At 60.8% G+C, this 23,728-nt stretch carries 42 protein-coding genes; 26 read left to right on the forward strand and 16 right to left on the reverse strand.

Features of this window, described 5'->3' with window-relative positions:
- Positions 1-73: 73 nt before the first annotated feature.
- The 14 genes from NFG58_RS11080 to NFG58_RS11145 all read right to left on the reverse strand — a co-directional run bounded on the left by NFG58_RS11080 (position 74) and on the right by NFG58_RS11145 (position 7,180).
- Positions 74-484, reverse strand: coding sequence for a hypothetical protein (locus NFG58_RS11080; RefSeq protein ID WP_348826491.1), 411 nt, complete (start codon positions 482-484; stop codon positions 74-76).
- 227 nt (positions 485-711) lie between these two features.
- A complete protein-coding gene (locus NFG58_RS11085; RefSeq protein ID WP_348826492.1) occupies positions 712-1,323 on the reverse strand; it encodes a lambda exonuclease family protein in 612 nt (203 codons plus the stop codon).
- Positions 1,307-2,053, reverse strand: a complete 747-nt coding sequence (locus NFG58_RS11090) for an ERF family protein (RefSeq protein ID WP_348826493.1) — start codon at positions 2,051-2,053, stop codon at positions 1,307-1,309. Before NFG58_RS11090 ends, NFG58_RS11085 begins: the two co-directional genes overlap by 17 nt.
- A 68-nt stretch (positions 2,054-2,121) precedes the next feature.
- Positions 2,122-2,268: a hypothetical protein gene (locus NFG58_RS11095; protein ID WP_348826494.1), complete on the reverse strand. Its 147-nt coding sequence runs from the start codon at positions 2,266-2,268 to the stop codon at positions 2,122-2,124.
- A gap of 10 nt (positions 2,269-2,278) precedes the next feature.
- The gene (locus NFG58_RS11100) at positions 2,279-2,530 is read right to left on the reverse strand and encodes a hypothetical protein (RefSeq protein WP_348826495.1); all 252 of its coding nucleotides are present in this window, start codon (positions 2,528-2,530) and stop codon (positions 2,279-2,281) included.
- Positions 2,527-2,874: a hypothetical protein gene (locus tag NFG58_RS11105; protein ID WP_348826496.1), complete on the reverse strand. Its 348-nt coding sequence runs from the start codon at positions 2,872-2,874 to the stop codon at positions 2,527-2,529. Before NFG58_RS11105 ends, NFG58_RS11100 begins: the two co-directional genes overlap by 4 nt.
- Positions 2,871-3,122, reverse strand: coding sequence for a hypothetical protein (locus NFG58_RS11110; RefSeq protein ID WP_108448728.1), 252 nt, complete (start codon positions 3,120-3,122; stop codon positions 2,871-2,873). Before NFG58_RS11110 ends, NFG58_RS11105 begins: the two co-directional genes overlap by 4 nt.
- Positions 3,122-3,352, reverse strand: a complete 231-nt coding sequence (locus NFG58_RS11115; protein ID WP_348826497.1) for a hypothetical protein — start codon at positions 3,350-3,352, stop codon at positions 3,122-3,124. The genes NFG58_RS11110 and NFG58_RS11115 overlap by 1 nt, the downstream gene beginning before the upstream one ends.
- Before the next feature lie 85 nt (positions 3,353-3,437).
- Complete coding sequence (locus tag NFG58_RS11120; RefSeq protein WP_213226956.1) at positions 3,438-3,605, reverse strand: hypothetical protein; 168 nt, start codon at positions 3,603-3,605, stop codon at positions 3,438-3,440.
- A 357-nt stretch (positions 3,606-3,962) separates the two neighbouring features.
- Positions 3,963-4,196, reverse strand: a complete 234-nt coding sequence (locus tag NFG58_RS11125; protein ID WP_348826498.1) for a hypothetical protein — start codon at positions 4,194-4,196, stop codon at positions 3,963-3,965.
- A 12-nt stretch (positions 4,197-4,208) separates the two neighbouring features.
- Positions 4,209-4,487: a hypothetical protein gene (locus tag NFG58_RS11130; RefSeq protein WP_348826499.1), complete on the reverse strand. Its 279-nt coding sequence runs from the start codon at positions 4,485-4,487 to the stop codon at positions 4,209-4,211.
- A gap of 773 nt (positions 4,488-5,260) precedes the next feature.
- Positions 5,261-5,926, reverse strand: coding sequence for a hypothetical protein (locus tag NFG58_RS11135; RefSeq protein ID WP_348826500.1), 666 nt, complete (start codon positions 5,924-5,926; stop codon positions 5,261-5,263).
- A complete protein-coding gene (locus tag NFG58_RS11140; RefSeq protein ID WP_306168807.1) occupies positions 5,916-6,281 on the reverse strand; it encodes a hypothetical protein in 366 nt (121 codons plus the stop codon). Before NFG58_RS11140 ends, NFG58_RS11135 begins: the two co-directional genes overlap by 11 nt.
- Before the next feature lie 80 nt (positions 6,282-6,361).
- A complete protein-coding gene (locus NFG58_RS11145) occupies positions 6,362-7,180 on the reverse strand; it encodes a helix-turn-helix transcriptional regulator (protein ID WP_348826501.1) in 819 nt (272 codons plus the stop codon).
- 1 nt (position 7,181) lies between these two features.
- On the opposite strand from NFG58_RS11145, the gene NFG58_RS11150 reads away from it, so the two are divergent.
- From NFG58_RS11150 to NFG58_RS11250, 21 genes are all read left to right on the forward strand, one after another.
- Entirely contained in the window at positions 7,182-7,388 is a 207-nt protein-coding gene (locus NFG58_RS11150) for a Cro/CI family transcriptional regulator (protein WP_249742708.1), read from the forward strand.
- 38 nt (positions 7,389-7,426) lie between these two features.
- Positions 7,427-8,011, forward strand: a complete 585-nt coding sequence (locus NFG58_RS11155) for a hypothetical protein (RefSeq protein ID WP_306168809.1) — start codon at positions 7,427-7,429, stop codon at positions 8,009-8,011.
- Between the two features lie 68 nt (positions 8,012-8,079).
- Complete coding sequence (locus NFG58_RS11160) at positions 8,080-8,958, forward strand: replication protein (RefSeq protein WP_306168810.1); 879 nt, start codon at positions 8,080-8,082, stop codon at positions 8,956-8,958.
- Entirely contained in the window at positions 8,955-9,731 is a 777-nt protein-coding gene (locus NFG58_RS11165; RefSeq protein WP_348826502.1) for a phosphoadenosine phosphosulfate reductase family protein, read from the forward strand. The genes NFG58_RS11160 and NFG58_RS11165 overlap by 4 nt, the downstream gene beginning before the upstream one ends.
- On the forward strand, positions 9,728-11,116 hold the full coding sequence (gene dnaB / locus NFG58_RS11170) for a replicative DNA helicase (RefSeq protein ID WP_348826503.1): 1,389 nt from the start codon (positions 9,728-9,730) through the stop codon (positions 11,114-11,116). Before NFG58_RS11165 ends, dnaB begins: the two co-directional genes overlap by 4 nt.
- A gap of 1 nt (position 11,117) precedes the next feature.
- The gene (locus NFG58_RS11175; protein WP_306168813.1) at positions 11,118-11,315 is read left to right on the forward strand and encodes a hypothetical protein; all 198 of its coding nucleotides are present in this window, start codon (positions 11,118-11,120) and stop codon (positions 11,313-11,315) included.
- Complete coding sequence (locus NFG58_RS11180) at positions 11,312-11,623, forward strand: hypothetical protein (RefSeq protein WP_213226977.1); 312 nt, start codon at positions 11,312-11,314, stop codon at positions 11,621-11,623. The genes NFG58_RS11175 and NFG58_RS11180 overlap by 4 nt, the downstream gene beginning before the upstream one ends.
- Positions 11,620-11,850 (forward strand): hypothetical protein, encoded by a 231-nt coding sequence (locus NFG58_RS11185; protein ID WP_108133147.1) that lies wholly within the window; start codon positions 11,620-11,622, stop codon positions 11,848-11,850. The genes NFG58_RS11180 and NFG58_RS11185 overlap by 4 nt, the downstream gene beginning before the upstream one ends.
- Positions 11,847-12,290, forward strand: coding sequence for a recombination protein NinB (locus NFG58_RS11190; RefSeq protein ID WP_348826504.1), 444 nt, complete (start codon positions 11,847-11,849; stop codon positions 12,288-12,290). Before NFG58_RS11185 ends, NFG58_RS11190 begins: the two co-directional genes overlap by 4 nt.
- Complete coding sequence (locus tag NFG58_RS11195) at positions 12,287-12,436, forward strand: hypothetical protein (protein ID WP_348826505.1); 150 nt, start codon at positions 12,287-12,289, stop codon at positions 12,434-12,436. The genes NFG58_RS11190 and NFG58_RS11195 overlap by 4 nt, the downstream gene beginning before the upstream one ends.
- The gene (locus NFG58_RS11200) at positions 12,436-12,627 is read left to right on the forward strand and encodes a hypothetical protein (protein ID WP_348826506.1); all 192 of its coding nucleotides are present in this window, start codon (positions 12,436-12,438) and stop codon (positions 12,625-12,627) included. The genes NFG58_RS11195 and NFG58_RS11200 overlap by 1 nt, the downstream gene beginning before the upstream one ends.
- The gene (locus tag NFG58_RS11205) at positions 12,627-12,878 is read left to right on the forward strand and encodes a hypothetical protein (protein ID WP_348826507.1); all 252 of its coding nucleotides are present in this window, start codon (positions 12,627-12,629) and stop codon (positions 12,876-12,878) included. Before NFG58_RS11200 ends, NFG58_RS11205 begins: the two co-directional genes overlap by 1 nt.
- A gap of 47 nt (positions 12,879-12,925) precedes the next feature.
- The gene (locus NFG58_RS11210; RefSeq protein WP_348826508.1) at positions 12,926-13,318 is read left to right on the forward strand and encodes a hypothetical protein; all 393 of its coding nucleotides are present in this window, start codon (positions 12,926-12,928) and stop codon (positions 13,316-13,318) included.
- Positions 13,311-13,538: a hypothetical protein gene (locus NFG58_RS11215; protein WP_348826509.1), complete on the forward strand. Its 228-nt coding sequence runs from the start codon at positions 13,311-13,313 to the stop codon at positions 13,536-13,538. The genes NFG58_RS11210 and NFG58_RS11215 overlap by 8 nt, the downstream gene beginning before the upstream one ends.
- Positions 13,535-13,927, forward strand: a complete 393-nt coding sequence (locus NFG58_RS11220; RefSeq protein ID WP_348826510.1) for a dATP/dGTP diphosphohydrolase domain-containing protein — start codon at positions 13,535-13,537, stop codon at positions 13,925-13,927. Before NFG58_RS11215 ends, NFG58_RS11220 begins: the two co-directional genes overlap by 4 nt.
- Positions 13,924-14,277 (forward strand): RusA family crossover junction endodeoxyribonuclease, encoded by a 354-nt coding sequence (locus tag NFG58_RS11225; RefSeq protein WP_253029458.1) that lies wholly within the window; start codon positions 13,924-13,926, stop codon positions 14,275-14,277. Before NFG58_RS11220 ends, NFG58_RS11225 begins: the two co-directional genes overlap by 4 nt.
- Before the next feature lie 234 nt (positions 14,278-14,511).
- Positions 14,512-15,126 (forward strand): hypothetical protein, encoded by a 615-nt coding sequence (locus NFG58_RS11230; protein ID WP_289105743.1) that lies wholly within the window; start codon positions 14,512-14,514, stop codon positions 15,124-15,126.
- A gap of 318 nt (positions 15,127-15,444) precedes the next feature.
- On the forward strand, positions 15,445-16,377 hold the full coding sequence (locus NFG58_RS11235; RefSeq protein ID WP_222516470.1) for a sensor domain-containing diguanylate cyclase: 933 nt from the start codon (positions 15,445-15,447) through the stop codon (positions 16,375-16,377).
- A 268-nt stretch (positions 16,378-16,645) separates the two neighbouring features.
- Positions 16,646-17,149, forward strand: coding sequence for a lysozyme (locus NFG58_RS11240; protein ID WP_348826511.1), 504 nt, complete (start codon positions 16,646-16,648; stop codon positions 17,147-17,149).
- 37 nt (positions 17,150-17,186) lie between these two features.
- Positions 17,187-17,501: a hypothetical protein gene (locus NFG58_RS11245; RefSeq protein WP_348826512.1), complete on the forward strand. Its 315-nt coding sequence runs from the start codon at positions 17,187-17,189 to the stop codon at positions 17,499-17,501.
- Between the two features lie 104 nt (positions 17,502-17,605).
- Complete coding sequence (locus tag NFG58_RS11250; protein WP_348826513.1) at positions 17,606-18,082, forward strand: 3TM-type holin; 477 nt, start codon at positions 17,606-17,608, stop codon at positions 18,080-18,082.
- A gap of 13 nt (positions 18,083-18,095) precedes the next feature.
- On the opposite strand, the gene NFG58_RS11255 is transcribed toward NFG58_RS11250, so the two are convergent.
- A complete protein-coding gene (locus NFG58_RS11255) occupies positions 18,096-18,269 on the reverse strand; it encodes a hypothetical protein (protein ID WP_156088607.1) in 174 nt (57 codons plus the stop codon).
- A gap of 454 nt (positions 18,270-18,723) precedes the next feature.
- Here NFG58_RS11255 and NFG58_RS11260 point away from each other — a divergent pair, with 454 nt between their 5' ends.
- The gene (locus NFG58_RS11260; protein ID WP_348814335.1) at positions 18,724-18,990 is read left to right on the forward strand and encodes a hypothetical protein; all 267 of its coding nucleotides are present in this window, start codon (positions 18,724-18,726) and stop codon (positions 18,988-18,990) included.
- Between the two features lie 128 nt (positions 18,991-19,118).
- Here NFG58_RS11260 and NFG58_RS11265 read toward each other — a convergent pair whose 3' ends face one another.
- Positions 19,119-19,403 (reverse strand): hypothetical protein, encoded by a 285-nt coding sequence (locus NFG58_RS11265; RefSeq protein WP_222561336.1) that lies wholly within the window; start codon positions 19,401-19,403, stop codon positions 19,119-19,121.
- Positions 19,404-19,439: 36 nt separating this feature from the next.
- Between NFG58_RS11265 and NFG58_RS11270 the strand changes: the two genes are divergently transcribed.
- From NFG58_RS11270 to NFG58_RS11285, 4 genes are read left to right on the forward strand one after another with little or no spacing between them, the layout of a single operon-like run.
- Positions 19,440-19,898, forward strand: coding sequence for a hypothetical protein (locus NFG58_RS11270; protein WP_222516476.1), 459 nt, complete (start codon positions 19,440-19,442; stop codon positions 19,896-19,898).
- A complete protein-coding gene (locus tag NFG58_RS11275) occupies positions 19,861-21,186 on the forward strand; it encodes a terminase family protein (protein ID WP_348826514.1) in 1,326 nt (441 codons plus the stop codon). Before NFG58_RS11270 ends, NFG58_RS11275 begins: the two co-directional genes overlap by 38 nt.
- 1 nt (position 21,187) lies before the next feature.
- Positions 21,188-22,570: a DUF4055 domain-containing protein gene (locus tag NFG58_RS11280; protein WP_348826515.1), complete on the forward strand. Its 1,383-nt coding sequence runs from the start codon at positions 21,188-21,190 to the stop codon at positions 22,568-22,570.
- Complete coding sequence (locus NFG58_RS11285) at positions 22,563-23,723, forward strand: phage minor head protein (protein WP_348826516.1); 1,161 nt, start codon at positions 22,563-22,565, stop codon at positions 23,721-23,723. Before NFG58_RS11280 ends, NFG58_RS11285 begins: the two co-directional genes overlap by 8 nt.
- Positions 23,724-23,728: the final 5 nt, after the last annotated feature.

Below are 23,728 nucleotides of genomic sequence, written 5' to 3' on the forward strand. Positions count from 1 at the left end.
TGACTCCGTTTTGAGACACGGTGGCCTGGCCTCGGCTCCGGTCATTCAGCGCCACCGGGCACGGCGCGTTTATTCATGCCGCCCGCTTGATCCGCAAGCGCATTCGATAGGCATTGCTGGCTTGGCGACGGGCCGCGTTGACGCTGGCCTGAAACTGGACCGAAGCGGGCATCAGCTTGACCCGGTTATTGATGCTGGAATAACAGGTCGATATGCCTTGAAGTCGCAGGTAGCTGACAACTTGGCGAATGGACATGCACTGGACCTCGATGCAGTCCCGCACCGTTCGATCGATGTCCGTCCAGTCGCGCCGACGCCACGCGCCGCGGCGACGGGGGTCAGTAAAACCACTGCGCTTGGCCAGGCCATGGACCTGGTCTCGCCCAAGCCCCAACTCTGTTGCGATGTCCTTGTAGGTGGCGCCCTCATCGAGACGGCGCTTCACGTACTGTTTTTCCGTGGTCTTCCATTGGTGTTGTTCCATGCCGCCTCCCACAAAAAAGGCCCCGGAGTGGGGCCTAAACTGGTTTCAACGACTGGAATTGCTGCCTAGCCTGTGTGCCGGTGGCGACCAGGCGCCCCTTCGCGTAAAGCTCCTCACCGCCAACACGGCCACAGGAGCCGCACGCCTGATAGGTCAGGCTCACCCTCTTAACGGTTGCCGTTCGCGAGACAGTCGCCCCTCCGCATGGACACTGCATTCCTGCCTCCTCATGCCGCCAGTACTCGGCCCATTCGGGTTTCCATTTCCTCGTAGAACGCATCGACGCGCTCTGCGATGGTTCGGATCATCTTCTCGTCGCGATATGCCCGCTTCACGAAAAGCGGCATCCCAGGCCAGTAGCTGACGAAGTCGATCCACTCACGTTCCGAAATCCAGAGTCCGCCCTGGCACTGGGCGATGTGATCCTTGGGGATCTCGCCTGCCAGTAGCACTTCTATCTGATGCTTCGGCTGCTTGGTCTTAATCTCAATCAGACCGTCATTGCTCACGAGGCCATCCGGGGAATATCCCGCGCCGTGGTTCAGGATGATGCCCACTTCCTCGGCCTCGTTGCCGGTAGTGTCGGCGTAAAGCTGGCGTGCCAGCGGCTCAAGCTCGTGCCCGCGCTCAGTGTGGCGATTGCCTTGGAACGAATCATCCAGCTCCCCGGTGATCCGCTCCCCAATTAGCTGGTTCATGTAGGTGTAGGCGTCCTTGCCGAAACCTGATGCGCTCTTACCGTTGACCAGCAAAGCGCTCAGCCGCGACATGGTGACGATGCCCAGCCTGGCCTCCAGCCACTCGGGCGAGCCTTGCTCAAGTTCATGAATGATCTGCATCACCGGCCTCCTGGATGATCTTGTTGAGTTGCGCCATCATTCCGTCGAACTTGGTGCGCGGGACGCGGCTTGCGTCACCATAGGTCTCGGCAAACCATGCCTGAGTCTTCTCGGGGCACTGGGCCAAGCGCTGTGCGATCTGCCCGGCTTGGAACGCAGTGACAGTCTTGGTTGGCGCTGCCGACACGCCATCGTCGTCCTCGCCGCGAGTCGTGATATTCAGGAGTGCGCACAGCACGTACCGCTTGCCGTAGCTGGTGGTCGAGCCGAAGGCCTGGACGGCGTTCTTGTTGCCGCTGGTGTCGGCGGGCAGCAGCATTGCGGTCTCCTCCCGATGGCCGCCCTTGTGCATCAGCACGCCCGTGACTTCGATCCCCTTGTCGACCGTCTTGACGCGGAAGCTGACCGCGAAGCCGTGCTTCTGCATCACTGGCCGAACGGTGTCGACGATGTCCTCGAGCGTGGCGTACTTCCCGTTGTTCGTCTTGCCGCGCTCAGCGATGCTCGGCATTTCCGTCTGCATGGCTGCCATCGCTGCGCTGTATTCCATGGCCGCCTGGCGCTCCATGACGCGCTCCTGCATTTGCAGCAGCCGCTCCATCTTGTCGATGTCGACGTCGGGGTTCATGGCCGCCCGCTCGATCACCTGGATGATCGCTGCCGACTCACTCACCTGCTGCGCGGGAGCCTGAACCGCTCCGTCCTGTCGTGTAGCCAATTCGGTGCTCATTGATCTACCCTCTCCTCGATACTGTTGGTATCCGCCCCAGTCCGACCGCCATCGGCTGGGGCTTCTCGTCAGTCAACCCCGTGATGGATTGCCCCTGTGGACTGGATCATCGACCGCATGGCGTCGTAGCCGTGGCGGTGTCCGAATTCCCGGTCGATCGGCTGGCTGCTGCACCCGGTCAAGGCCAGGGCGGTGATCAAGATCAGTGCTCGCATGCTTTCCTCCTCATGCCGCCCAGGCGCCCCGCTCTCTGCGGTACTCCTCGAGCAGCCGGTCGTAGTCGTTGTCGGTCAATTTCCGCTCGAGCCACGCCGCCGGATAACCGCGGCGGTCGAGGATGTCGAACTCGAATTCCTCCGGCTCGTCGGGATCGCGATCGCCAAACCCTGAGCCGGTGGTGCGCATCGGTGCCCCATGGCTGTAGAACGTCACCCGGCACCGGCACGGAATACCGGCAACGGTGGTCATGAACGTCATGCCGTTCCCTCCGCGTATGCGGCCTCCAGCTCGTCAATCAGCTTGATAGCGATCCCGCCGCAGTCATCTGCAAACTGCCCCGTGAGCACATATGTCTCGGGGGTATAACTGGTTCGCAGGAAAAGGCCATATCCCTCGAGAAAAAACCCGAATGTTCGATGCTCGGGCTGGAAGGTCGGAGTCTCGTGCACAAATCCGCTAGCAATGGAGCTGGCCAAGTCCTCGAGGTCCACGAGGTCGTAGAACGACTCCTTCCAGTCGCCATCGATAAAAAACGCTTTCGACTTGGGCTCATCAGAGAACTCGACGCGGACCTTCATCTCGAAATCGATGTTGAAGCTCATGCCGCCGCCCTCCTCCGGTAGTGCTGATCCAGGGCGATCTCGATCGCTGTGTTGACGTCGGGCCCGCCCCGGTACCCGTTGGTCAAAAACGCCTCGACAGCGGCCATGACCAACCGATCCATCGACAGCGGGTCGGCCAGCAGAATGGCCTTGATGTCGTCATCAATCGGGTGCGCCCCCGGCTCTCGGCCAGCGTCTCGGAGGGCCTCGATGTCCCTCGAGTGTTTGCTCCATCCGCTTGTACACATCAGGAATCCTCCAGCGCTTCGAGTAGTGCGTCGGCGTACTTCACCGCGCCTGCGGCGGTGGCCCGTGGCCCTAGCCGCCCCTTGATGTCCATCGACATCAGCCCGTTCATCGCCAAGGCGGCGAAGTGCTCGCGCTTGGTGAGGCCGGTATGGCTGTACCTATAGCCTTGCGCGATGTCGCCTTCGGCCTGGCTGTCTAGGGGCATAGCCGGCATATCTGCGTTCTTCATACCTACCTCCTGCCGCACCAAGCGGCGCCGATGAATGCCAGGGCGTAGAGAAGGGCCGCCACCGCGACCCAGCAAGAATCCGGTGTCATGCCCTACCCCTCGTGCAGATCCACCCCAGAAGGCCAGCCAGGCCGCCCAGGGCTGTGAAGAATGCGAAAAACGAGCCCATCACGGTGATGGCGATAGTCTCGTTCGATGCGTCAGGGGGCAGCATGCTGACCGCCCAGACGGCGAACTCGCGGATTGGGTTCATGTGCTGCCCTCCTTGAATGAGGCTCATAAAAAAGCCCGCACGGTGGCGGGCAATGCAGGGAACAGATGGTGATGCGGGTGCATCGAGGTGGCGGCTGCCCTTTCAGGGACGGCTGGGCGCTCCCGGCCTTCTCAACCGCCACTTCGATGGCCCCGTACTCTGGCCCGGGGCGGGGCGCTGGGCCGCACTGCGTAGCGGATCACGTAGTGCTCAGGCAATCTTCTCGTAAAGCCACTCCAGGGCTCGGGCAGCCGCCTCGCTTTTGGCGTCGAGCGCCTTGTCGTTGATCCAGCCGGCAAGCCTCCATCGGATGTTTTTCATCACTCCCCCTCGCCCGCAGGCTCCGTTGTCACGCCTTTAGCTAGCCAGCAACCTATCCTTGGCCCTTGTCAGTTCTGCCCGATCAATCCAGATGACCATCCCAAACTGCTTTGTCCCGTTGAGATCAAAATCTTGGTCAGTCGCGAACGCTAGCTCGTTGTGGTCTCGGCGTTTATTCATGCTGACCAGTGATTGATCGATTGGCTGCATCAGCAAATTATCGTTACCGATTTCCGCTATCAGTTCGGACAGCCCGATTGGCTTGCTCATCTCTCGACTCCTTTACGCCCTGCGGCGCAGCTCGCTGTAGATGTCCTGCATGAACTCCCGGCCCTGCATTCCAGCCAGCGTCTCGACGCCCGCCTTCTGATCTTCCTTGTGGGCATCCAGCGCTTCGAAGGCCTTGCACGCCATGTGCTCGACGACCCGCTGCGTCTCTTGCGCCACTTCCCGACCCATCCGGGCCATTTCCGCATCGGTCTCCGGCATGCCGTTCTCGCTGATCCAGCGCTCGGCGGCGAGCAGGTGGTGCGGAGATACCATGTCTTCGGTGATGTGCATCTCGTCTCTCCCGTTGTCATCCGAAAGCGGTGGCCGGTGCTGATCTCCGGCATGGCTCACCACCAACCCATTACACTCAGGTGCGTAGCCAGGAACTGTTTTCAGGGTTCATTCGCATGCCCTACCGTTTCCGCCTGGCATCCTCTGCGCGCATCAGCCTGCGCATTCACCGCTTTCGGATGGGCTCTGCCGTGGCAAAGCCCGATGGCACTCTCGCAGTACCCGCGCCGTCTCACCCGCTTGCGATGGCAGGCGGTCAGGTCAGTCCTCGTGCTGGGCTTGGGCTTCCCTCCAGACGGCTCAATCGCATTGCCGCCCTTCGCAGGGCCATTACAACGCCGGCGGTGCAGCCCTGTGCCCTAGCTCGTAGTGGCACGACCGGCGAGGTTGGCGATGGATGGTCGATCCGCACGCTCGAAAGCTGCGGCACGCATCGCCTGAAACCTTTTGCTTAACGTCATCCCTCTCGGGCATCTCAGCTACTGGCAACTCAGTCCAGCTCGCTCTCGGCTCCACCCTATGTTTCAGACGTTCGGGCTTCATCGCGTCGGCTACATCCGGTAGCTCGGGTGGTGGGCTGCTGCCCTGGCCACGCTTCCAAATATAGGCATACCTATTTATCGCGTCAACAGCTTTCCCTATATTTTATCGCAAATACCTATATCTCATTGTTTTCCCTATGCGGAATGCGCAAAGAAAAACCGCCTCAAGGGCGGCTATCGGGCGGGAGCGCTACAGGCGGGCACAAAAAACCCGCCTCGAGGGCGGGTTCTTTAGGTGGAAGGGGCTTGCTGTTCGGCTGGCGGCGACTCGGGTAGGCGATCCAAAATAGCTTGCTGCGTTGCCTGAATTGACTTCATGGTCTCACGAAACTCAGCCCGCTCGTCGGCAGCTTGCTGCATCTCGACCTGATTCTCGCCATAGGACTTGGCATAAGTGCCTTGATCGCTGATCCACCCTGCCCCCAAAGTGGTCACCAAGGCCAGCGCCGCAAGCACACCGCCAATGGTGCCAAATATTGTCACCGCAGCCATATTGCTCGCGTGCTTTCTAGAGCCATCTACGAGGTTGAACAGGCTGCGATAGGACTCATCGGTTTTTTGACGCTGGAGCGCTAGCTCAGCGTCATGCCTCTCCGTAGCTCTCTCAAACCGATCTTCAGCACGCTCCTGGAATCGCTGAAGATCAGCCATACGCCTTTCAAGCCCTTGCTCGATTAAGGCGAGTCTCTCGTCTATGTGGCGGTCGTGCGTGGCCATTTTCTGAGAATCCTTAGGAACGTTGCTTCTAATTTTAGCACGAGGATTGATAGGGTGACGACGAAGACCGTGATAGTCGACCGACTGAAACTGGCGCGTGTTGTCTTTTCTGGCCGAACCATACACGCCTGTGGCGCGCATGAAACTCAAGAAATCCTCTGCTGAGCCCTTAGTCTGCACTCACTCCCTCCTCCCTATCCCTCATCCATTCCAGCAGTGGCCCAACTGAAAAACTCATATTGTAGCCACAGTTTGAGCAGCATAGATGAAACGCCGGAATCTGGAGAAAAAAACCAGAGGGGGGAATTTCGTGGACATGGCGCCTGGTCAAGGCAGGCTTTTCCCAAGTGATCTCAATTCCTCTCTGATCTTGTCTCGGCTGCACGGCGGTGACGATCGCAAGTTTTTTGGCCCCGCAGTAGAGACAGGATTTTGGACCTTCGATGTGCTCAAGAAACTCCTGAATATCAGATGCGCTTAGGGCTTTGATTTCAGGTGAGAAATCATCATATTCGCTATCTAAAAATCCTGTCATCTAACGCCCCTTCCTGCCTAACAAAACCTAATTCGAAGGCTCTCACCGCACTCTTGCCGACCTAGACTATGCAGTGGCAATCAGTCGAAGTTCTCCCACCAGAAGACCCTGCCGAGGATCTTCGGTGCGTCCGGATCGGCAAGGCTATACACTTCCTCCGGGTACTCCTCGCTGTTCTCGCTGACCACGCGCACACGGTTCAGAGGCATGCGGTAAAGACGCTTCACGCGCAGCATACCGTCATGGTCGAGGGCGTAGATTTTTCCATCAACGACGCTCCGGCTTCCCTTGTCGATGCCGATAGTGGCGCCATCGTTGATGGCCGGGCACATTGAGTCACCCTTGACGATAGCGAGAGCGGCGTTCTCAGGCTGCACTCCAGCTCTCGACAGACGCGGCAGGCTAAAGCGCTCCTCCGCCCCGTGATTCTCAATGACCTGGGTGGCACAGCCATCGCCAGCGGCAAACTCCACCTCTCTGAACACTGGCAACATCACCTCGTCAGGACGCAGCGGCTCGCTACCCTCAATGATCTCGTGATCAATCAGCTCGGCATTGCCTTCTGCTGGGCGGCGCGGGCGCAAGGTCGAGACGTTGCTGGCACCGAGCATTTCCCCTTTACCCGTCGCCAGCCATTCTGCGCTGACAGAGCACACGTCAGCGATCTGGACGAGGTATGCGCTTGAGCGGGATTCACCCTTCTCAAGATCAGAGATAGTGGCCTGCCGAACCCCTACCGCGTCCCCAAGCTGTTTCTGCGTTAAGCCTGCGTTTTTCCGGGCGCGGCGAACCCGATCTCCGATGTTCATACCAGAGAAAGATATAGGCGCACCTATACCGTTGCAAAAAGGAGTTCCTGTATCTACTATATAGGCATTCCTTTTTTCCAAGGCCGGCATGATGGAAACTCCTATTTCTCGACTCATCAAGCACTTCGGTACCCAAGAGCGAACCGCTGAGGCGCTCGGGGTCAGTCAGGCAAGCGTTTCCGGCTGGTCCAGTGGAAAGCACGGCATTTCCGAGCTTCACGCATTGAAGGCTGAGCGACTCACTGGCGGGGCCGTTACGGCTGTCGAGCTTTGCCCCCGCCTGGCGTCCGCCGCCTAACCACAACCACAGATTAGCCACGAGAGAACGAGATGCCCATGTCGAACCTACGACACCCCACCAGAGACGCCCTGCTCCGCGACGGGCTGAACCAGATTCGCGAGCAGCGCGGCATCTCTATGTCGAAGTTTGCCAAGACGCTAAACGCGCTGGCCCACGCCATGGCGCCGGGGAAGGTTTCGAAGTGGGTCGATCTCAACTCCCTGACCGATGCCGACGAATACGCCTCAGCGCTGATCACCTGGCACAAGCAGGTCGAGCGCTGGGCGGCAGGCACTACGGAATTCCCAGCATGGCTGGAAGAGCCGTGGGTGACTGCGTTGGAAGAGCTGGGAGATGAAGGCACCCGCGCCGAGCTGGCGAACCGTCACGGCTATCTGGCGGTTTCCCGCCACAGCGGCAAGGGCGATGCCGGCTCGCTGATGAGCGGCGTAGGGAATCTCAACAAGGCGTCAGGCGGTGCCACCGTTCTGATCGCCAAGATCGCGTGCGACGGGGTCATTGACGGGGACGACCTGCAGTACTTGCCCGAAGCACAGCGAATTCTTCTCGATGTGGCCGCCCAGGCAATGGGTATGGCCGATGTGATGAAACGAGCCGAAGCCGGACTGGCCAAGGCCTGATGCAACGAAGCCCCGCCGGCGACCAACCATAACGGGGCTTCATCACAACTCAAGGTGATAGGTGAATCATGACAGATACCGCTCAGATATTCCAGTTCCCAAGCGCACCCGAGGCGCCCAGGGAAAAGCGAGGCCCGCAGGTGGAAGACGGATACACCCGCATTGCCAACGACCTGCTCGATGCGCTCTGCCAGGCAGACTTCACGTCGCGTGAGTTCAAGGTGGTCCACTTCGTCATCCGCCAGACCTACGGCTGGAACGATAAGGCCAAGCGCATGGCGTCTACCTTCATCGCCGGCGGCACCGGGCTGCATGAGTCGGATTGCTCCAAGGTGCTCAATGAGCTGATTCGTCGCAAGGTGGTCATTCGTCATGGCGGAAGCCGCTCGCCCATCTCGCTGAACAAGCACTTCGGCGAGTGGCTGGCATCCGAACAGGGCAAAAAGACCCCTCCCGTAAAACGCCCTGAGTCAGGTCAAGATGCCCTAGCTCAGTCAGGGCAAGATGCCCTAGCAAAGAAAGACAGGAAAGACACTCCTACCTCTAACGAGGTAGAGGCCACGGCTAACGCCGAGACCGTCCCGAAGAAACGCTCTGTATCTTCTGCCCTGCCTTCCTGCCCCCACGGTGACCTGCTCGACCTTTGGGCCGAGATCATGCCGGACAAGCGCCAACCGATTCGCAGCATGTGGAGCAAAGGCGCCCGATCCAAGAACCTGGCCGCCCGCTGGAAACAGGGCTTCTCGATCAAGCACGAACAGACCGGCGAACCGCTGTACACCGACACCGAGAGCGGAATCGCTTGGTGGGGCAAGTTCTTTGCCTTCCTTCGCAAGTCCGACTTTCTGATGCGCGACGACTCGCGGTTCTTCGGCCTCGACTGGATCGCCAAGGCCGAGAACTTCGAGAAGATCATGGAGCTGAAATACCACGGGGGTGACGCATGACTTACCAGATCAGCTTTTCCGGCGGCCTGGGGTCGGGCGTCTCTGCCCTGATCGCCCACGAGCAGGGGCTCGACTTTAACCTGATCTTCGCCGACACCCGCATCGAGGATGAAGACCTCTATCGCTTCAACGATGACATCGCCAGCGCGGTCGGCCAGGAGATCGTCCACCTGACGGATGGCCGCACCCCGTGGGATGTCTACATCGACAAGCGGTGGATCGGCAACACCAGAACGGCGCATTGCAGCACCGAGCTGAAGACCAAGCCGGTGATGGCGTGGCTGGCAGAGAATGCCGCGCCAACTGATCCGCTGGTGCTGGGCATGGACATGTCGGAGATAGACCGCATCGAGCGGGCGCAACGCAATTGGGCACCCCGCCCGGTGGTCTCGCTGCTCAACCGCTTCGAGGTGTGGCGCCCTGACTATGACGCCATCCTGGCACGCCACGGCATCCGTAAGCCGCGCCTTTATGCCATGGGCTACGAGCACAACAACTGCGGCGGGTTCTGCTGCAAGGCGGGCCTGGTGCAGTTCGAGCGGCTGTATCGCACCAACCCGGAGCGCTTCGCCTGGCATGAGGCCGAGATGGAACGCGCCATAGCAGAGATCGGCGACACCGCCCGGCCCTTTCTGCGCCAAGACACGCACGGCAAGACGCATTATCTGACCCTGCGCGAGTTCCGCGAGCAACTGGAGGCCGGCACCGCCGAGCTGCCGATGTTCGACGTCAGCGGCTGCGGCTGCTTCACCGATGAGGAGGAGTACGCATGAGCCTGCACAGCCACGAGGCCGAGCAGAGCGTCATCGGCGCCTGCCTGCTGGACAACAAGCTGATCGACCGGGCTTCCGACGTGCTGACCCACGCCGACTTTGCTGCCCTCGAGCATGCTGTGATCTGGTCCGCTCTGGTAGCCCTGCGCAACGCTGGCCAAGCCTGCGACGTGGTAACGGTCGCTGAACGCCTGGAAGGCGATCAGACAAGCGATCAGGTGGGCGGCCTTGCCTACCTGGCCGAGATCGCCAAGAACACGCCCAGCGCAGCTAACGGCCTCGCCTACGCCGACGTGGTAGCCGACCTCGCCGCCCGGCGCCGCATGGTCTCCGAGCTGGACACCATTGGTCGCCTGGCTCACGACAAAACTCGCCCCCTGCTGACCACCGTTGATGATGCCCAGGGCCGCCTCATGCGGTTGGTACGTGCCGACGCCGACCAGGCTGGCCCCATGAGCGCAGACCTCGCCGACATGATCGACGAGTTGGACCGCAAGTGGAATGGCGAGGAGGAGGCCATGGGCCTGTCCTTCGGCCTCACCGACCTTGACCGCCAGACAATGGGGATGCACCCGGGGCAGATGATCCTTGTTGCGGGCCGCCCAGCCATGGGCAAGACCGCCTTCGCCCTCAACATCCTGCGCGCCTGCTGCGTGCGCGACGGCCGCCCGGCGCTGATCTTCTCGATGGAGATGGATCGACGAGCCCTGCGCAACCGCATGACAGCCGCCATCGGCGACCTGCCGCTCCAGGCGATCCGCGACCCCAAGAGCCACATGACCGACGAGCACTGGCCGAAGCTGACCAAAGCGGTGAGCGCGCTCAAGAGCGCCCCGCTGATCGTTGACGACCGGTCGGCAATGAGCCCCTCGCAGATCCGTGGCGCCGCCAAGCGCTGGCGGGACCACTACGGCGACCTGGGCGTGGTGATGGTCGACTACATGCAGCTCATGCGCCCAGACGGCAAGCACGGCAGCCGCGAGCAAGAGGTGGCGGAGATGAGCCGCACCATGAAGACGATGGCCAAGGAGCTTGGCTGCCCGGTGGTCGCGCTCTCACAGCTCAACCGCAGCTTGGAAAGCCGCCCCGAGAAGCGCCCGATGATGGCCGACTTGCGAGAGTCAGGCGCCCTGGAGCAAGACGCCGACCTGATCCTGTTCCTGTACCGGCACGAGCGGTACTTCCCCAAAGACGAGCTTCACCAAGGGGTGGCCGAGATCATCATCGGCAAGCAACGCGAGGGCGATGTCGGCACCGTCTACGCCGCTGCTCAGCTTGCCAACGCCCGATTCGCCGACCTGGAAGCCGAGACCATCCATCGCCTGCGCACCCCTGCCCCCGCTGAGCCTGCACGCAAAGCGAAGTCAGCTATGGAGATGATCTGACATGAGCACCTTGACCTATGCCCAGCGCTCCACGCTCGCCAGTCGGGGCGTCATCGTCACCATCGAGTATTCCGACGGCACCGTGAGGTGCCGCACCAAGGAAGGCATGAAGACGTACACCAAGCGCGACCTGCAAGAGATGGCGAAGCCGCGCTTCATGGATCGCCTGACCGCCTGGATTGGGGGTGTCGCGCAATGATCATCACCGACTTTGAGCGCGGTGTCCGCAGCCCCGCCGACTTCATTCAAGCACTCGCAGAATCCGGGCCGAAGCCCAAGCGCCGCAAGCGCGGCATCGACCTGGCCGTCAAGCGCCTGGGGCGGCAAGAGGTCGAGCGTCGCCGCTCTCTGGTGGTTGAGGCTGCCGCCGCCGCAGGTAGCTGTTCCCTGCTTGCGCAGCAGATCGGCGTCAACCGTAGCACCGTCTCCCGCTGGGCCGCTGGCGACGTGCCGGTGCTGGACAAGTACCTGGATGTCGTAGAGCAGAAAGCGAGGGCCGCCGCATGAACGCCGCCATCAAGTGCAACTACCGATCAACCATGACTGACTGCCCAGCGCACGCCGTGCACATGGCTGTGAACCGTGCCGAGATCAGCGGGAGGCGATACGGCGTTTTCTCATGCGGAGAGGGCAAGTTTCGTGTCCGCCGCGTCAAGGGCCGCCCTCAAAGCGCCCTGGAGATCATCACGCCCTCCTGGAGCTACGACAAAGCGTACCGCGAGGAGGTGGTATGAGCAGCAAAGAGCTGACCTACCAGATCGCCACCCTGCGGGACCTGGGCGGCGTCATCCAGATGGCGGCCCGAATGGCTGGCCGGGGCCTGGAGGCAGGCCCTGTCGAGCTGGTGCTTCGCCGGCCCAAGAACCAGCGGAGCCTCGACCAGAACCGCCGTCTGTGGGCCGTTCTGTCCGACGTCAGCCGACAGGTTGAGTGGTATGGCCGGTATCTGACCAAGGAGGCCTGGAAGGACATTTTTTCAGCCGCCCTTGAGCGGCAGGACGTGGTGCCGGGACTGGAAGGCGGCTTCGTCATGATCGGCGGCCGCACCTCGAAGATGACCAAGCAGCGTTTCGCCGACCTGCTCACCCTGATCGACGCCTTCGGGGCCGAGCACGGTGTCCAGTGGAGTGATCCCGCCCTGCGCGTGTTCGACGAATACCGGGAGGCCGCATGAACCCGACATTCGCCCTATTCGCCTTCGCCATCGTGACCTGCCTCGGCGCCTGCGCAGCCTTGGCGTGGGCGCAGCGCGAGGAGAAGCGCCGGGCCCGCGAGGAGATGCGCAGCTTTCTCGAGCAGATCGACAGGAGGGATTCTTGATGCCTACCAGGATTCTCACAAACAGCCTGGCAATCGCCATCACCAGTGCCGCCTGGGTTATCGGAGTGATCGGGGGTCACATGGCTATCGCGTGGACGATTGTCGTCATTACATGGGTCGCCATGAAGCTGACGAAGCAGGTTGAGGGCTATCCCTTCGACTGGGCTATCAACCTGATTCGGGGGCGCTGATGAAGATCTTCAAGATTGGCATGCAGTTTGGCGCAGGCGCTTTTTTGGCGGTCTCCGCCATCATTTGGCTGGCGGCCGTCATCGCCGATTTCACCACTCCCTTCGACGACTGCGATGGTCCGACTGAGCGCTGCGGGATGCGCGTGCTAACCGACCACAAGACAGGCCTGCAATATCTGGAAGCGCGAGGCGGTGGAATCGTCCCGAGGCTGACTGTGACCGGAGCACATATGCGGGATGACTCCCAATGAAGCGCTCAGCCCTCCAGCGGAAGACCCCGCTTCGCAACCGGGCGCCGATGGCCCGCAAGCCTATGCAGAAGCGCCGCAAGGCAGCACAGAAGGCATCGACCGACACCCGGTGGCGCAGTGAGCGTTACCTGGCGTTCGTCCGGCCCCTGTCCTGCTGCGTCTGCGATGGCCAAGCGCATTCAGCGCACCACGTGATCGGCATTTGGCACGCCAGCGGTATGGGCCTGAAGGCGCCCGATTCCCTGGCGATGCCTGTCTGCGATGGCCCCGGCGGCTGCCATCAGGCGATCCATGCCAGCCCCGAGATGCAGGCCCGACAGCCCTGGTGGCTGACCCACACCATCAACCGCGGCCTCGACCACTTCACTGACGAGCCCATCGTCGGCGCCCTGGCCGACGCCCTCGAGTTCATCGCCGCCAAGGAGGATGCCCATGGCTGACATTGTTAAAAAACTGGCCCGGCAAGGCATCTCAATAGCCAGCCAAGTGGACCTGGCATGGATTGTAGGCACCACGTCGCACTGCATCTGGGAGACAGGAAAAGATAGCCCCCACGGCTACATACGGCGTATCGCCACAGGGAGTCGGGCACGGGCAATCGTAAACCACGACCGCGTTCTCAACATCGAAGAGACCATGCGCCGGAGGGATGCCAAGTGACTGACCACATCGACAATGCCCTGCTCCGTCACGAGGAGACGCTTGTCAGCGTCAGGGATCTTGCCCGGCCAATCCGCATGGGTGATGAGAAGGCCGGCATGAAGTTCGACGGCGAGAAGCCCCGAATGGACCTGCTGGTCTCCGACATGCCTAGAGCCCTTGAGGCCATCGGCCACGTCCTCACCGCCGGCGCCGAGAAATACGCCCCGGGCAACTGGCAGTACGTCGAGAACGCTGACAGCCGATACCTGGCCGCCGCGCTTCGCCACGAGATGGCTCTCGCCAGGGGTGAGCAGAATGATCCCGAGACGGGCGTTCACCACCTGGCGCACGTCGCCTGCTGCGTCCTGTTCCGGCTTGAGCTGGCGATGCGGGAGGCTGCCCGATGATCACCCTCACCCTGCCCTGGCCGCCCAGCACCAACACCGTCTGGCGCAACGTCCATGGCCGCACGCTGCTGTCCCGCAAGGGGCGGCAGTTCCGCAAAGACGTGGCTACCGCCGTCGCCGGCCAACACCAGGGCGAACCCCTGGCCGCCCGACTGGATGTTGTCGTCACCCTGCTGCCGCCCGACCGTCGCAAGCGGGATATCGATAACCACGGCGGCAAGGCGCTTCTCGACGCGCTGACCCACGCGGGCATCTGGCTGGACGACGAGCAGATTGACCGGCTGACGATCATCCGGGGCGAGCGCATGGCTGGCGGCCAGTGCCTGGTCGAGATCAAGGAGGCCGCATGAGCGACAAGCAATCCGAGCGCCCGCCAGATCGGCGCTACCACCACAACGACCCGAGGCGCCGGTCGTGAAGTGGTCACGGCGCAGCTCGCACAGCATCCAGAGCGGCGAGTGGACGATCAGCAGGACACGCCATGAAGGGAAGGATCTTTTCACCCTGTGGCGGCAATCAGAAGCAATCGGCATCTGCGGCACCGCCGACGAGGCCAAGGCAAAAGCGAAACGGGAGAGCGCGGCATGATTACGACTGATCCGAAACTGGCATGGGCCATGGCACTCGATACCGGTGTTCGCTCTCAGATGGGCCCCATCCTCGAGGAGCTGGAAAGCGGTGGCGGCGTGCAGTTCACGAAGAAAGGCGGCACCGGCGCTGCCCACGGCATTGAGTACGGGCCGGTCTACGCCCGCATCTGCCGTCTGGAGCGTGAGCAGCCCACCCTGGCTGCAATCGGGCATGTGCTGTGCCATCCCTCGACCGAGCAGGCGAACGCCTATCTGGATGACGCTGTAGAAGCCGTCGAGGGCAAGGTGATCGCCAGCATCCCGAACTGGGGCGATGGTCGAGCCTGGCGCCCCGCGAAGAAAGAGCGCGTGCACTACCTGATCCACGTCGCCCTACTGGAGCGGCAGCGCAATCTGTCGAACGAGCAGCCGGCATGGGGCCCTGAGCGTATCGGCGCCACTATGGCCGAGTGGTACGGCGTGGCGATCACCACCCGGAAGTGGCACCAGGACTGGATGCCGGTGTGGTCCGTGATCCAGGCGTCGATCAACCACTGGGAGGGCGAAGCCATGGAGCCAATCAGCGAGACGATCGGCGATATGGTGAGAAATATCAGGAAGGCTGCATAAAGTGCTGGATTTCTAAGCCCCGATGTTGTACGTTATCTGTAAGCTGGACGGCGTACACCCAAACAGCTAGCACATATCAAAGCCTCGCCCTCTCCGGCGGGGTTTTTTCTTATTTCACTAAGCTGCACGATAGCTTAGCTATTCAGGCCGCTCAAACAACGACATACTTCTGCCTCATACCGAAGGCCACGGGAATTGTACTCTTGGCCAATACACCAGCTCGACACTATTCTGCATTCTTCACGAAAATCTAATACGAATGTTAAGAAAGTTGTACAATATAGACAGAAGTCAAAGAGACTGATGCCGGGATGAGCCATGCGGGAATCTGCAAAAAACGAAGATCAGCTCAGCGAGAACGAGATACGCTGCATTTTCCAGAGTCTTGATGCGCTCATTTACGTCAGCGATCTAGATACCCACGAACTTATCTTCGTCAACAAAGCACTCCAAAGTAAATTTGGAGAGCCTTTAGGTAAAAAGTGTTGGCAATATTTACAACAAGACCAAGTCGGTCCGTGCAATTTCTGCACAAATTCTCTGATAGCGCCAGGGAACAAACCCTCGCTAGATCCAGTTGTGTGGGAGTTCAGAAACACTAGAGATAACCGGTGGTATCAATGCCGAGATATTGCAACCGTGTGGCCTGACGGCCGACTGGTTCGCATCGAAATAGCCATCGACATTACTGCGCAGAAGGACCTTGAGGAGAAGCTTCGTGTATCTAAAAAGGCTGCACAAAGGCTCGCATTACAGGATGAGTTGACCCATCTTCCTAATCGCCGATCCTTTCTAGCTGAGTGCGACAACGTACTTACATCCAGTGGTGATAATGCCCCGTTTTCTCTAGTAATGATTGATCTGGATAGCTTCAAGGCTGTTAATGATACCTATGGTCACCCAGCAGGAGACCATGTCTTGCATGCTGCTGCTCAACGCCTAAAAAGTCTAACGCGATCGTCAGACATCATTTGTCGTTTTGGAGGCGAAGAATTTGCCCTTGCGGTGCCTGGGGCGTCTACAGACGAAGCTTTATTATTGGCTGACAGGTTACGAAAAAATCTCAAAAGCTCACCTATTAATTACAAAGATTTTTCCATTACTGTCACTGCAAGCTTTGGAATTTCTGGCACGAATGGACAGGAAGCTTCGAGCCTCTCCCGACTATTAAGAGAAGCTGATATTGCTATGTATCAAGCTAAAAGAAACGGGCGAGATCGCGTGGAGGTCTACTCCTCGAATGAGGTGTGATTCTAAACTCTTCATTCGGCGCAGCAGGCTGTTGCACGACTCAATGATCCCTCGAAGTTAGTAACCGCATACCGTCCTTGATACTCGATCCGTTAGTTCAGGCAGACTTGTTCTTTCCTGCGCCCTGGCCTCCCGCCGGGGCGTAGTTCGTTATGCCGCCCTGCGAGCCTTCCCTCGCCCTGGTCGGGCGGCACCCTTTCCCGTGATGACGCCGCCACCTGGTGTCTTTGCCCGTTCCTGCGGGCTGTTTTATTCCCGAGGTGTCGCCATGAAGACCAGCCAGCGCGGACTGAACCTGGTCGCCGAGTTCGAGGGCCTCGAGCTTGAGGCGTACCCCGACCCCGGTACCGGCGGCCATCCCTGGACCATCGGCCTGGGCACGACCCGGTACCCCGATGGCTCCCGCGTACAGCCCGGAGACACGATCACCGAGGATGAGGCGTTCGCCCTACTCCGCCATGACGTTGCCCGGTTCGAGGACGACGTCGAGCGCCTGGTGGCCGTGCCGCTCAACCAGAACCAGTTCGACGCTCTGGTCTCGTTCACCTACAACGTCGGCCCTGGCGCCCTCGAGACCTCTACCCTGCTGCGCAAGCTGAATGCCTGCGACTACCGTGGCGCCGCTGACGAGCTTCCCCGCTGGAACAAAGCCGGCGGCCGCGTACTGGCTGGCCTGACCCGGCGCCGAGCGGCAGAGCGCGATCTATTCCTGACGCCTGAGAGCGTCCAGTTCCATTGGCTTGACGAGACCGTCAGAGTCTCGCGGCCCTGATCCCTATTCCCATACGCAGGCCCACCCAGGAGGCGGGATGTCTGAAACGAGTCCCGATACTGCCTTGAAGGCCAAGCCTATCCTCGAGAGGCACGTTCAAACCGTGCTCTTAGCCCTCGTCGTCGGCCTGCTCGCCTGGTCAGGCAACACCACCCTGACCCTGATCGAGACATCAGCTCGCCAGGACGAGCGCATCAGTCAACTGATCGCCCTGACGGAACAGCTTCGTGCTGATCTGCGAGAGGTCGGCAACGACTACATGACGATCAACGACGCGGCCATGTACCGCGATCAGATCAACAGCCGCATCGATGCCCTGGGTGCCCGGGTGTCGCGCCTGGAGAACCGGTGATGAACTGGAGATCAGCCGTTGAAGAAGTCGCCAAGTACGCGCCTGCCGTGGCTACTGCGCTTGGCGGTCCTGCTGTGGGCGGCGCCGCAGCTGGTGCGTCTCTCATGGTTACTTCTGCGCTGGGCATCGAGAACGATCCTGCTGCACTGGTGGCAGCGACTCAGGATCCTGCCAAGCGTGCTGAGCTGGTCCGCCTCAACAACGAGCATCGCCAGGCACTGGAGGCTATGCGCCTCGAGGCTGAGAAGGCCGCTGCCGCCGAGCAGACGGCTCGACTGACCGAGACACAGCGCACCATGCGTGCCGAACTGGAGCACGAGGGCTGGTTTAAGAGCGGGTGGCGCCCTGCCCTGGGCTGGGTGTTCGCCTTCTCCCTGGGCTCACTGTCCGCCGTTATGGCCTACACCATAGTGATCGACCCCACGGTCGTGGGTGATCCCGAGTTCACTGGCATGCTGATCTGGCTATTCGTGACCATGGGCGCCGCCCTGGGCATCAACGTCCGCCAGCGCACCGTAAACAAGGCGCTCGAGCGTGGGCAGCAGCCCCGCACGTTCATGGATTCAATCAGAACAAAGTGAGCCCGACAGCTATTCAGTCAGCCTCGCTATCGCGGTTGAGTTTTTCGGCTTCTCGTTCAGCTGCTTCGCAGTCGTGGTAGGAAGCAATTACGTCATCGTTCAGGTGCGTATCGACCACCTGCCAGTAATCGACCTTGGTGCTGTCGGGGTCCGTGAGCACTGAGCGAACTTGGAATCTGGCAGGCATTGTGGAGCTACCTCACAATCAAAGGGGGGGGGCAGCCACAAGGATAGCCTAGGTGACAGGCTGCAAATCGAACGATAGAGCTGCTGCTTCGGCACGGGCTTCTGCCTCATCCACATGCCGCGAAACAACCTCGCGGGACTCCTCATTGTAGTGTCGAGATAGCTTCACCACCGCCCACCTCACTTGACGGCGCGTAGGGGTTAAGTAGCTCTCGACTAAATACTTGTTCACCGCGACCGCTCCTGATGGTGGACTAAAGCGGCAGCAGAGTAGTCGCTGAACGATCCGGTGGCAAGACGCCTATCATCGATCTATCAACGCTTTCTACTTTACGACCGCGGCTAAGAGCGAGTCACTATCGTTCGAGATCGGTGAGGATCCCGCAGGTTCACACGTGATCAAGATGAGGTGATGGATGCAATGCCCTGAATGCCCGAGAGGACGAGACGACTGCATGCCGCTGTCGAACCAGATTTCCGACTGTGGTGGCTCATTCCTCTGCGTGGGCTACAACCGACCGCAGGATCGGGCGGTGCCTGGTGATCGATTCACCCACTGCTGGAAGAACGACGCTGTGGACGAGCGAGGCCACTGGGATCGCCGCGACCTGCTCGACACAGTGATGGTCATGACGCATGCCCTAAGCCAGGACGAGAACATCCGTGTAGCCGAAGGCATGACTGACGAGCAGATGAACGAAGTCGTGTTCACGCCTGACTGAACACCCTGCAGCACCCGGAGGTGGTCCCCACTTACCAAGGGCGGACGCTGTGAAGCACTGCACTCCGTAGCCGCCGACGACTCTCAGGCGGCCTCTATGCGATGGTGACGAAATCGGAGCATCGCTCCTCATCTCGTTCGAAACACAAGGTATGGAATTCCTTCTCGCCCGAAGTAAAAAGAGCCCATCAACTCTTCACCGACCATAGATGCTTTGCTATCTGCCCGTCTCACGACGAAGGCATAAAGCTGTTTAGCCGAGTCATCGATGTACCGGTAGTGGATATAGCCAGCTGTAGAACCTACGTCGTACGTAAAGCCGAGTATCTCCGCGACGGGGAGAGAAAAATTTTGCGGAATATCAGGCGCTTGTTCGTTTGGCAATTTTATTTGCTTAAAAGCTAGCTGGGCCATTTTCCCTCCTGCCTAATAAAATGTTGGATATCAATAATGGCCAGACCCACCAAGTACAAAGCGGAGTTCGCCGAGCAGGCCCGCAAGCTGTGCTTGCTGGGCGCCACAGACGCCGAACTCGCTGACTTTTTTGGAGTGGCAGAATCCACTATCAATAAGTGGAAGCTCAATCACAAGGGGTTTTCGGAGTCCATAAAAAGCGGAAAGGTGATGGCAGATGCGGAGGTAGCCACTCGCCTCTATGAGAGAGCTCTCGGATACAGCCACCCCGAGGAGAAAGTGTTCAACAACCAGGGCGAGATCGTCACCCACCAGACGACTAAGCACTACCCGCCTGACACTACCGCCGCCGCCATATGGCTGAACAACCGCAAGCCAGACAGGTGGCGCAACAAACCCGAACCAGACGGACAGGACGACGCACCTCAACCGGTCAACGTCGTCTTCAAGGTGCAGGATGCCAGCGACCCCGATCGAAACCGAGGCGACGCTTAATCGCCCGCAAGGTCAGTTCCTGGCGATGCAGCAGAAGTTCCGGGCCTACGTGGCCGGCTTTGGCTCTGGCAAGACGTGGGTCGGCTGTAGCGGAATCGGCGCCCACGCTTGGCAACACCCGCGCATCAATATGGGGTACTTCGCCCCGACCTATCCTCAGATCCGGGACATCTTCTACCCGACCATCGAGGAGGTCGCGCACTCACTCGCCTTGCGCGCTGAGGTGCGAGAGGCAAACCGCGAGGTCCACCTGTATAGCGGCCGGCAGTACCGCTCCACGGTGATATGCCGCTCGATGGACAAGCCTGGCAGCATCGTCGGTTTCAAGATCGGACACGCCCTGGTCGACGAGCTCGACCTGATGGCTACAGCCAAGGCCGAAATGGCCTGGCGCAAAATCATGGCGCGGATGCGCTACAAGGTCGACGGGCTCAAGAACGGCATCGACGTTACGACGACGCCCGAGGGGTTCAAGTTCGTCCACCAGCAGTTCGTCAAGGCGCTTCGTGATAAGCCGACCATGGCTCAGCGCTACGGTCTGGTTCAGGCATCGACCTATGACAACGAGGCGAACCTGCCAGATGACTACATCGACGCTCTGCTGGAGGCCTATCCGCCGCAGCTGATCGATGCCTACCTGCGTGGCCTATTCGTCAACCTGACCACTGGCACGGTCTACCGTCAGTTCGATCGGGCGCTGAATGCTTGCATGGACACCGTGCAGCAGGGCGAACCGCTGTTTATAGGCATGGACTTCAACGTCGGCAAGATGGCGGCGGTGACCCATGTGAAACGTGACGGCGATCCTCGTGCGGTGGACGAAATCATGGGGGGGCACGACACCCCCGACATGATCCGCCGCATCAAAGAGCGCTATTGGCGCTATGACGGCGACGATTACATCAAGACCTGCGAAATCCACGTATACCCCGACGCCTCGGGCGACTCGCGCCGGTCAGTGAATGCGTCGACAACGGACATTGCTCAATTGCGTGACGCCGGCTTTCGGGTGGTGGTGAACGCCAGCAACCCACCCGTCAAGGACCGCGTCAACTCGATGAATGCGGCGTTTTGCAACGCCAAGGGCGAGCGCCGTTACAAGGTAAACCCCCATGCATGCCCAGCTTATACCGACGCGTTAGAGCAGCAGGCATGGAACAAACAGGGCGAACCTGACAAAGAGAACGACAAGGATCACCCCAACGACGCTGCCGGGTACTTCATTGTGAAGGATTACTTGGTCAACAAGCCGAAGGTCGGCATGAAACGCATTCGAGGACTCGCCTGATATGCCTGTCACCACGACACACCCCCAATACGACGACAAGCTCACTGATTGGGAGCTGATGCGCGACAGCATCGAAGGGGAAGGCGCTATCAAGGGTGCTGGCATCGGCTACCTGCCGAAGACCAGCGGTCAGCTGGCCCTCGAGCACCAGGCGAAAACCGACGAAAGCGCGATGCTGTCGCTCGACGAGGCCCGGGAGATCTACCAGTCCTATAAGCGGCGCGCCCAATACCCGCTGTGGGTGAAGGACTCACTGCGCACGATGATGGGGCTTGTGTCTCGCCAGGAACCCGAGGTAAACCTACCGACCTCCCTAGCCTCCCTTCAGGACGAGGCCACGGCCGACGGCTTCCCGCTCAAGACGCTGTTTCTTCGCTCAGTGCTGGGTCTGCTGGCCTATGGCCGACAACCTCTACTCGCTGACTGGGATGGCGACGGCCGACCCTATGTGGCCCTCTACGGCGCGCTCGACGCCATCAACTGGCGCGAAGCTGACGTCGACGGGCGCCGCGACCTGGTGCTGAGCGTGCTGCGCGAGGCCGTACACCAGGGTGACGAGTTCAGTCACGACAGTGAGGCCCGCTACCGAGTGCTCGACCTCAACGAGGGTCGATACCGGGTGCGTCTGCTGGATGAGCATGGTGAAGCAGTCGGCGAGGAAGACATGCCGGGCACTAACCAGGCGCCGCTCGACTTCATCCCCCTGGTCTTCTTGGGCAGCACCGACAACAACACCGACACCGACGAGATTCCGCTGCTGACCATGGCGAAGGCGGCGCTCAAGAGCTACCAGCTCTCGGCAGACTACTACACCAGCCTCCATTACACCTCGCATCCCCAGCCGTGGATCGCCGCGGACCTTGGCCAGGACGAGCAATTCAGCGTCTCCGGCCCTATGGCGGCGTGGAACGTGGGCAAGGACGGCAAGGTCGGGTATCTCGAGTTTCAGGGTGCGGGCATCGAGGCCAACCGTACGGCAATGCAGGACCAACGCAACACTGCGCTCGAGGCCGGAGCTAGGGTGATCGACGCCGGAGCCGACGAATCCGGCGAGGCCCGCAAGGCCCGCCAGAGCGATCAGCACACCAGCCTGTACAGCGTCGTGGTTACTGCGGCCGAGGGTATCGAGCAGTTGCTTCGCTACTTCGGCCGCTGGCTGAACCTGCCGCAGGCCGACATCGATGCCATCACGTTCAAGGTCGAGCCCGAATTCACCAAGGCCGAGATCGATGCCGCAATGATGGGCATCGTTCGCGATCTGCGCCTGGCCGACGAGGTGCCGCAGGCGGTCCTGTTCGAGTCGTTGCGCAAGGCCGGGGTCACCAATCTCGCCGACAAGGACCTGTTGGCCCTGCTCGATGGTCAGGTAACCGACAATGAGTGATCGTGAGGACGCACAGCGCCGGATCGTCACCGCGCTGGCGCAGCATGTCTCATACCTGCACCGCACCGGCACGGCGCACGTCAATAAGGCGCTGGCGATCATCGACGAAATGAGCGCCGAGATTCCCCGGGAGATCGGCGAGCGCCTCGACAACCTGACGCCTGCCGAGCTCCAGGCGTTCGCCCGGGGCCGCTACCACACGACTCGGCTCAAGGGGTTGCGCGACGCAATCGACCGCTGGGTCTCGACGCTTGGCGAGCGCATCAAGTCCATGAGTCTCAAGGAGCTGGCGGCCCTAGCCGAGCAGGAGGCGGGATACGTCCGCGACCTCATCGCCCAGGCGGTAGAGGGCGAGATCCCGCCGGCTCCTGCTGTGGCATCGGCCGCTCTCTCCCGACCGGTGATGGGGGAGTTCGTCGAGGACATGCTGGCCGACATCGGACCGGCCACCCGCAACCGGGTCTACAGCACCATCCGCCAAGGCGTCAGCGAGGGCCAGAGCAACAGCCAGATCATCCGGGCCCTGCGCGGGACACCGGCGCTCAAGTACCGCGACGGCGTGCTGCAGACGACGCGCAACAACGTCGACAACGTGGTTCGCACGGCCCGGCAGCACATGAGCAACGAGGCCTACCGGGAGACCTACAACGCCCTGGGCGTCACGCATGTGGTCTGGGTGGCTCAGCTTGAGGGCCGGACCTGTCGCCGCTGTGCCCCGCTGGACGGTCGGCGCTGGAAGATCGACGAGCCGCACCCGGAACCGCCGCTTCATCACCGATGCCGATGCAGCCTGGCGCCCTCCCTCGACGGCGACATCATGGGCCAGCGGCCCTACGTGCGCGCCCTTAAGGTCAAGGGGCGCGACGACCAGGCCAAGTTCCGCAGCATCGGCAACATGACCAAGAAGCAGCGCGAAGCTGCCGGCCTTGAGGTTGGTCAGGTTAGCGCAGGCACCACATACGCCGACTGGTTCGCGAGCCAGAGCGCCCGGTATCAGCGCGAATGGCTGGGAGACCGGCGCTACCGCCTCTACAAAGAGGGCGGCTACAGCCTGGACCGATTCACCGATCCTCGGCAACGCGAGTACACGCTGGACGAGTTGAGAGCACGCGACCGCGAGACATTCGCCGAGGTGTTTGGCGAGGCGGCATGAGGTAG

Origin of the sequence: Halomonas sp. RT37, assembly GCF_040070525.1 — a bacterium.
In the GTDB taxonomy this organism is placed as follows: domain Bacteria; phylum Pseudomonadota; class Gammaproteobacteria; order Pseudomonadales; family Halomonadaceae; genus Halomonas; species Halomonas litopenaei.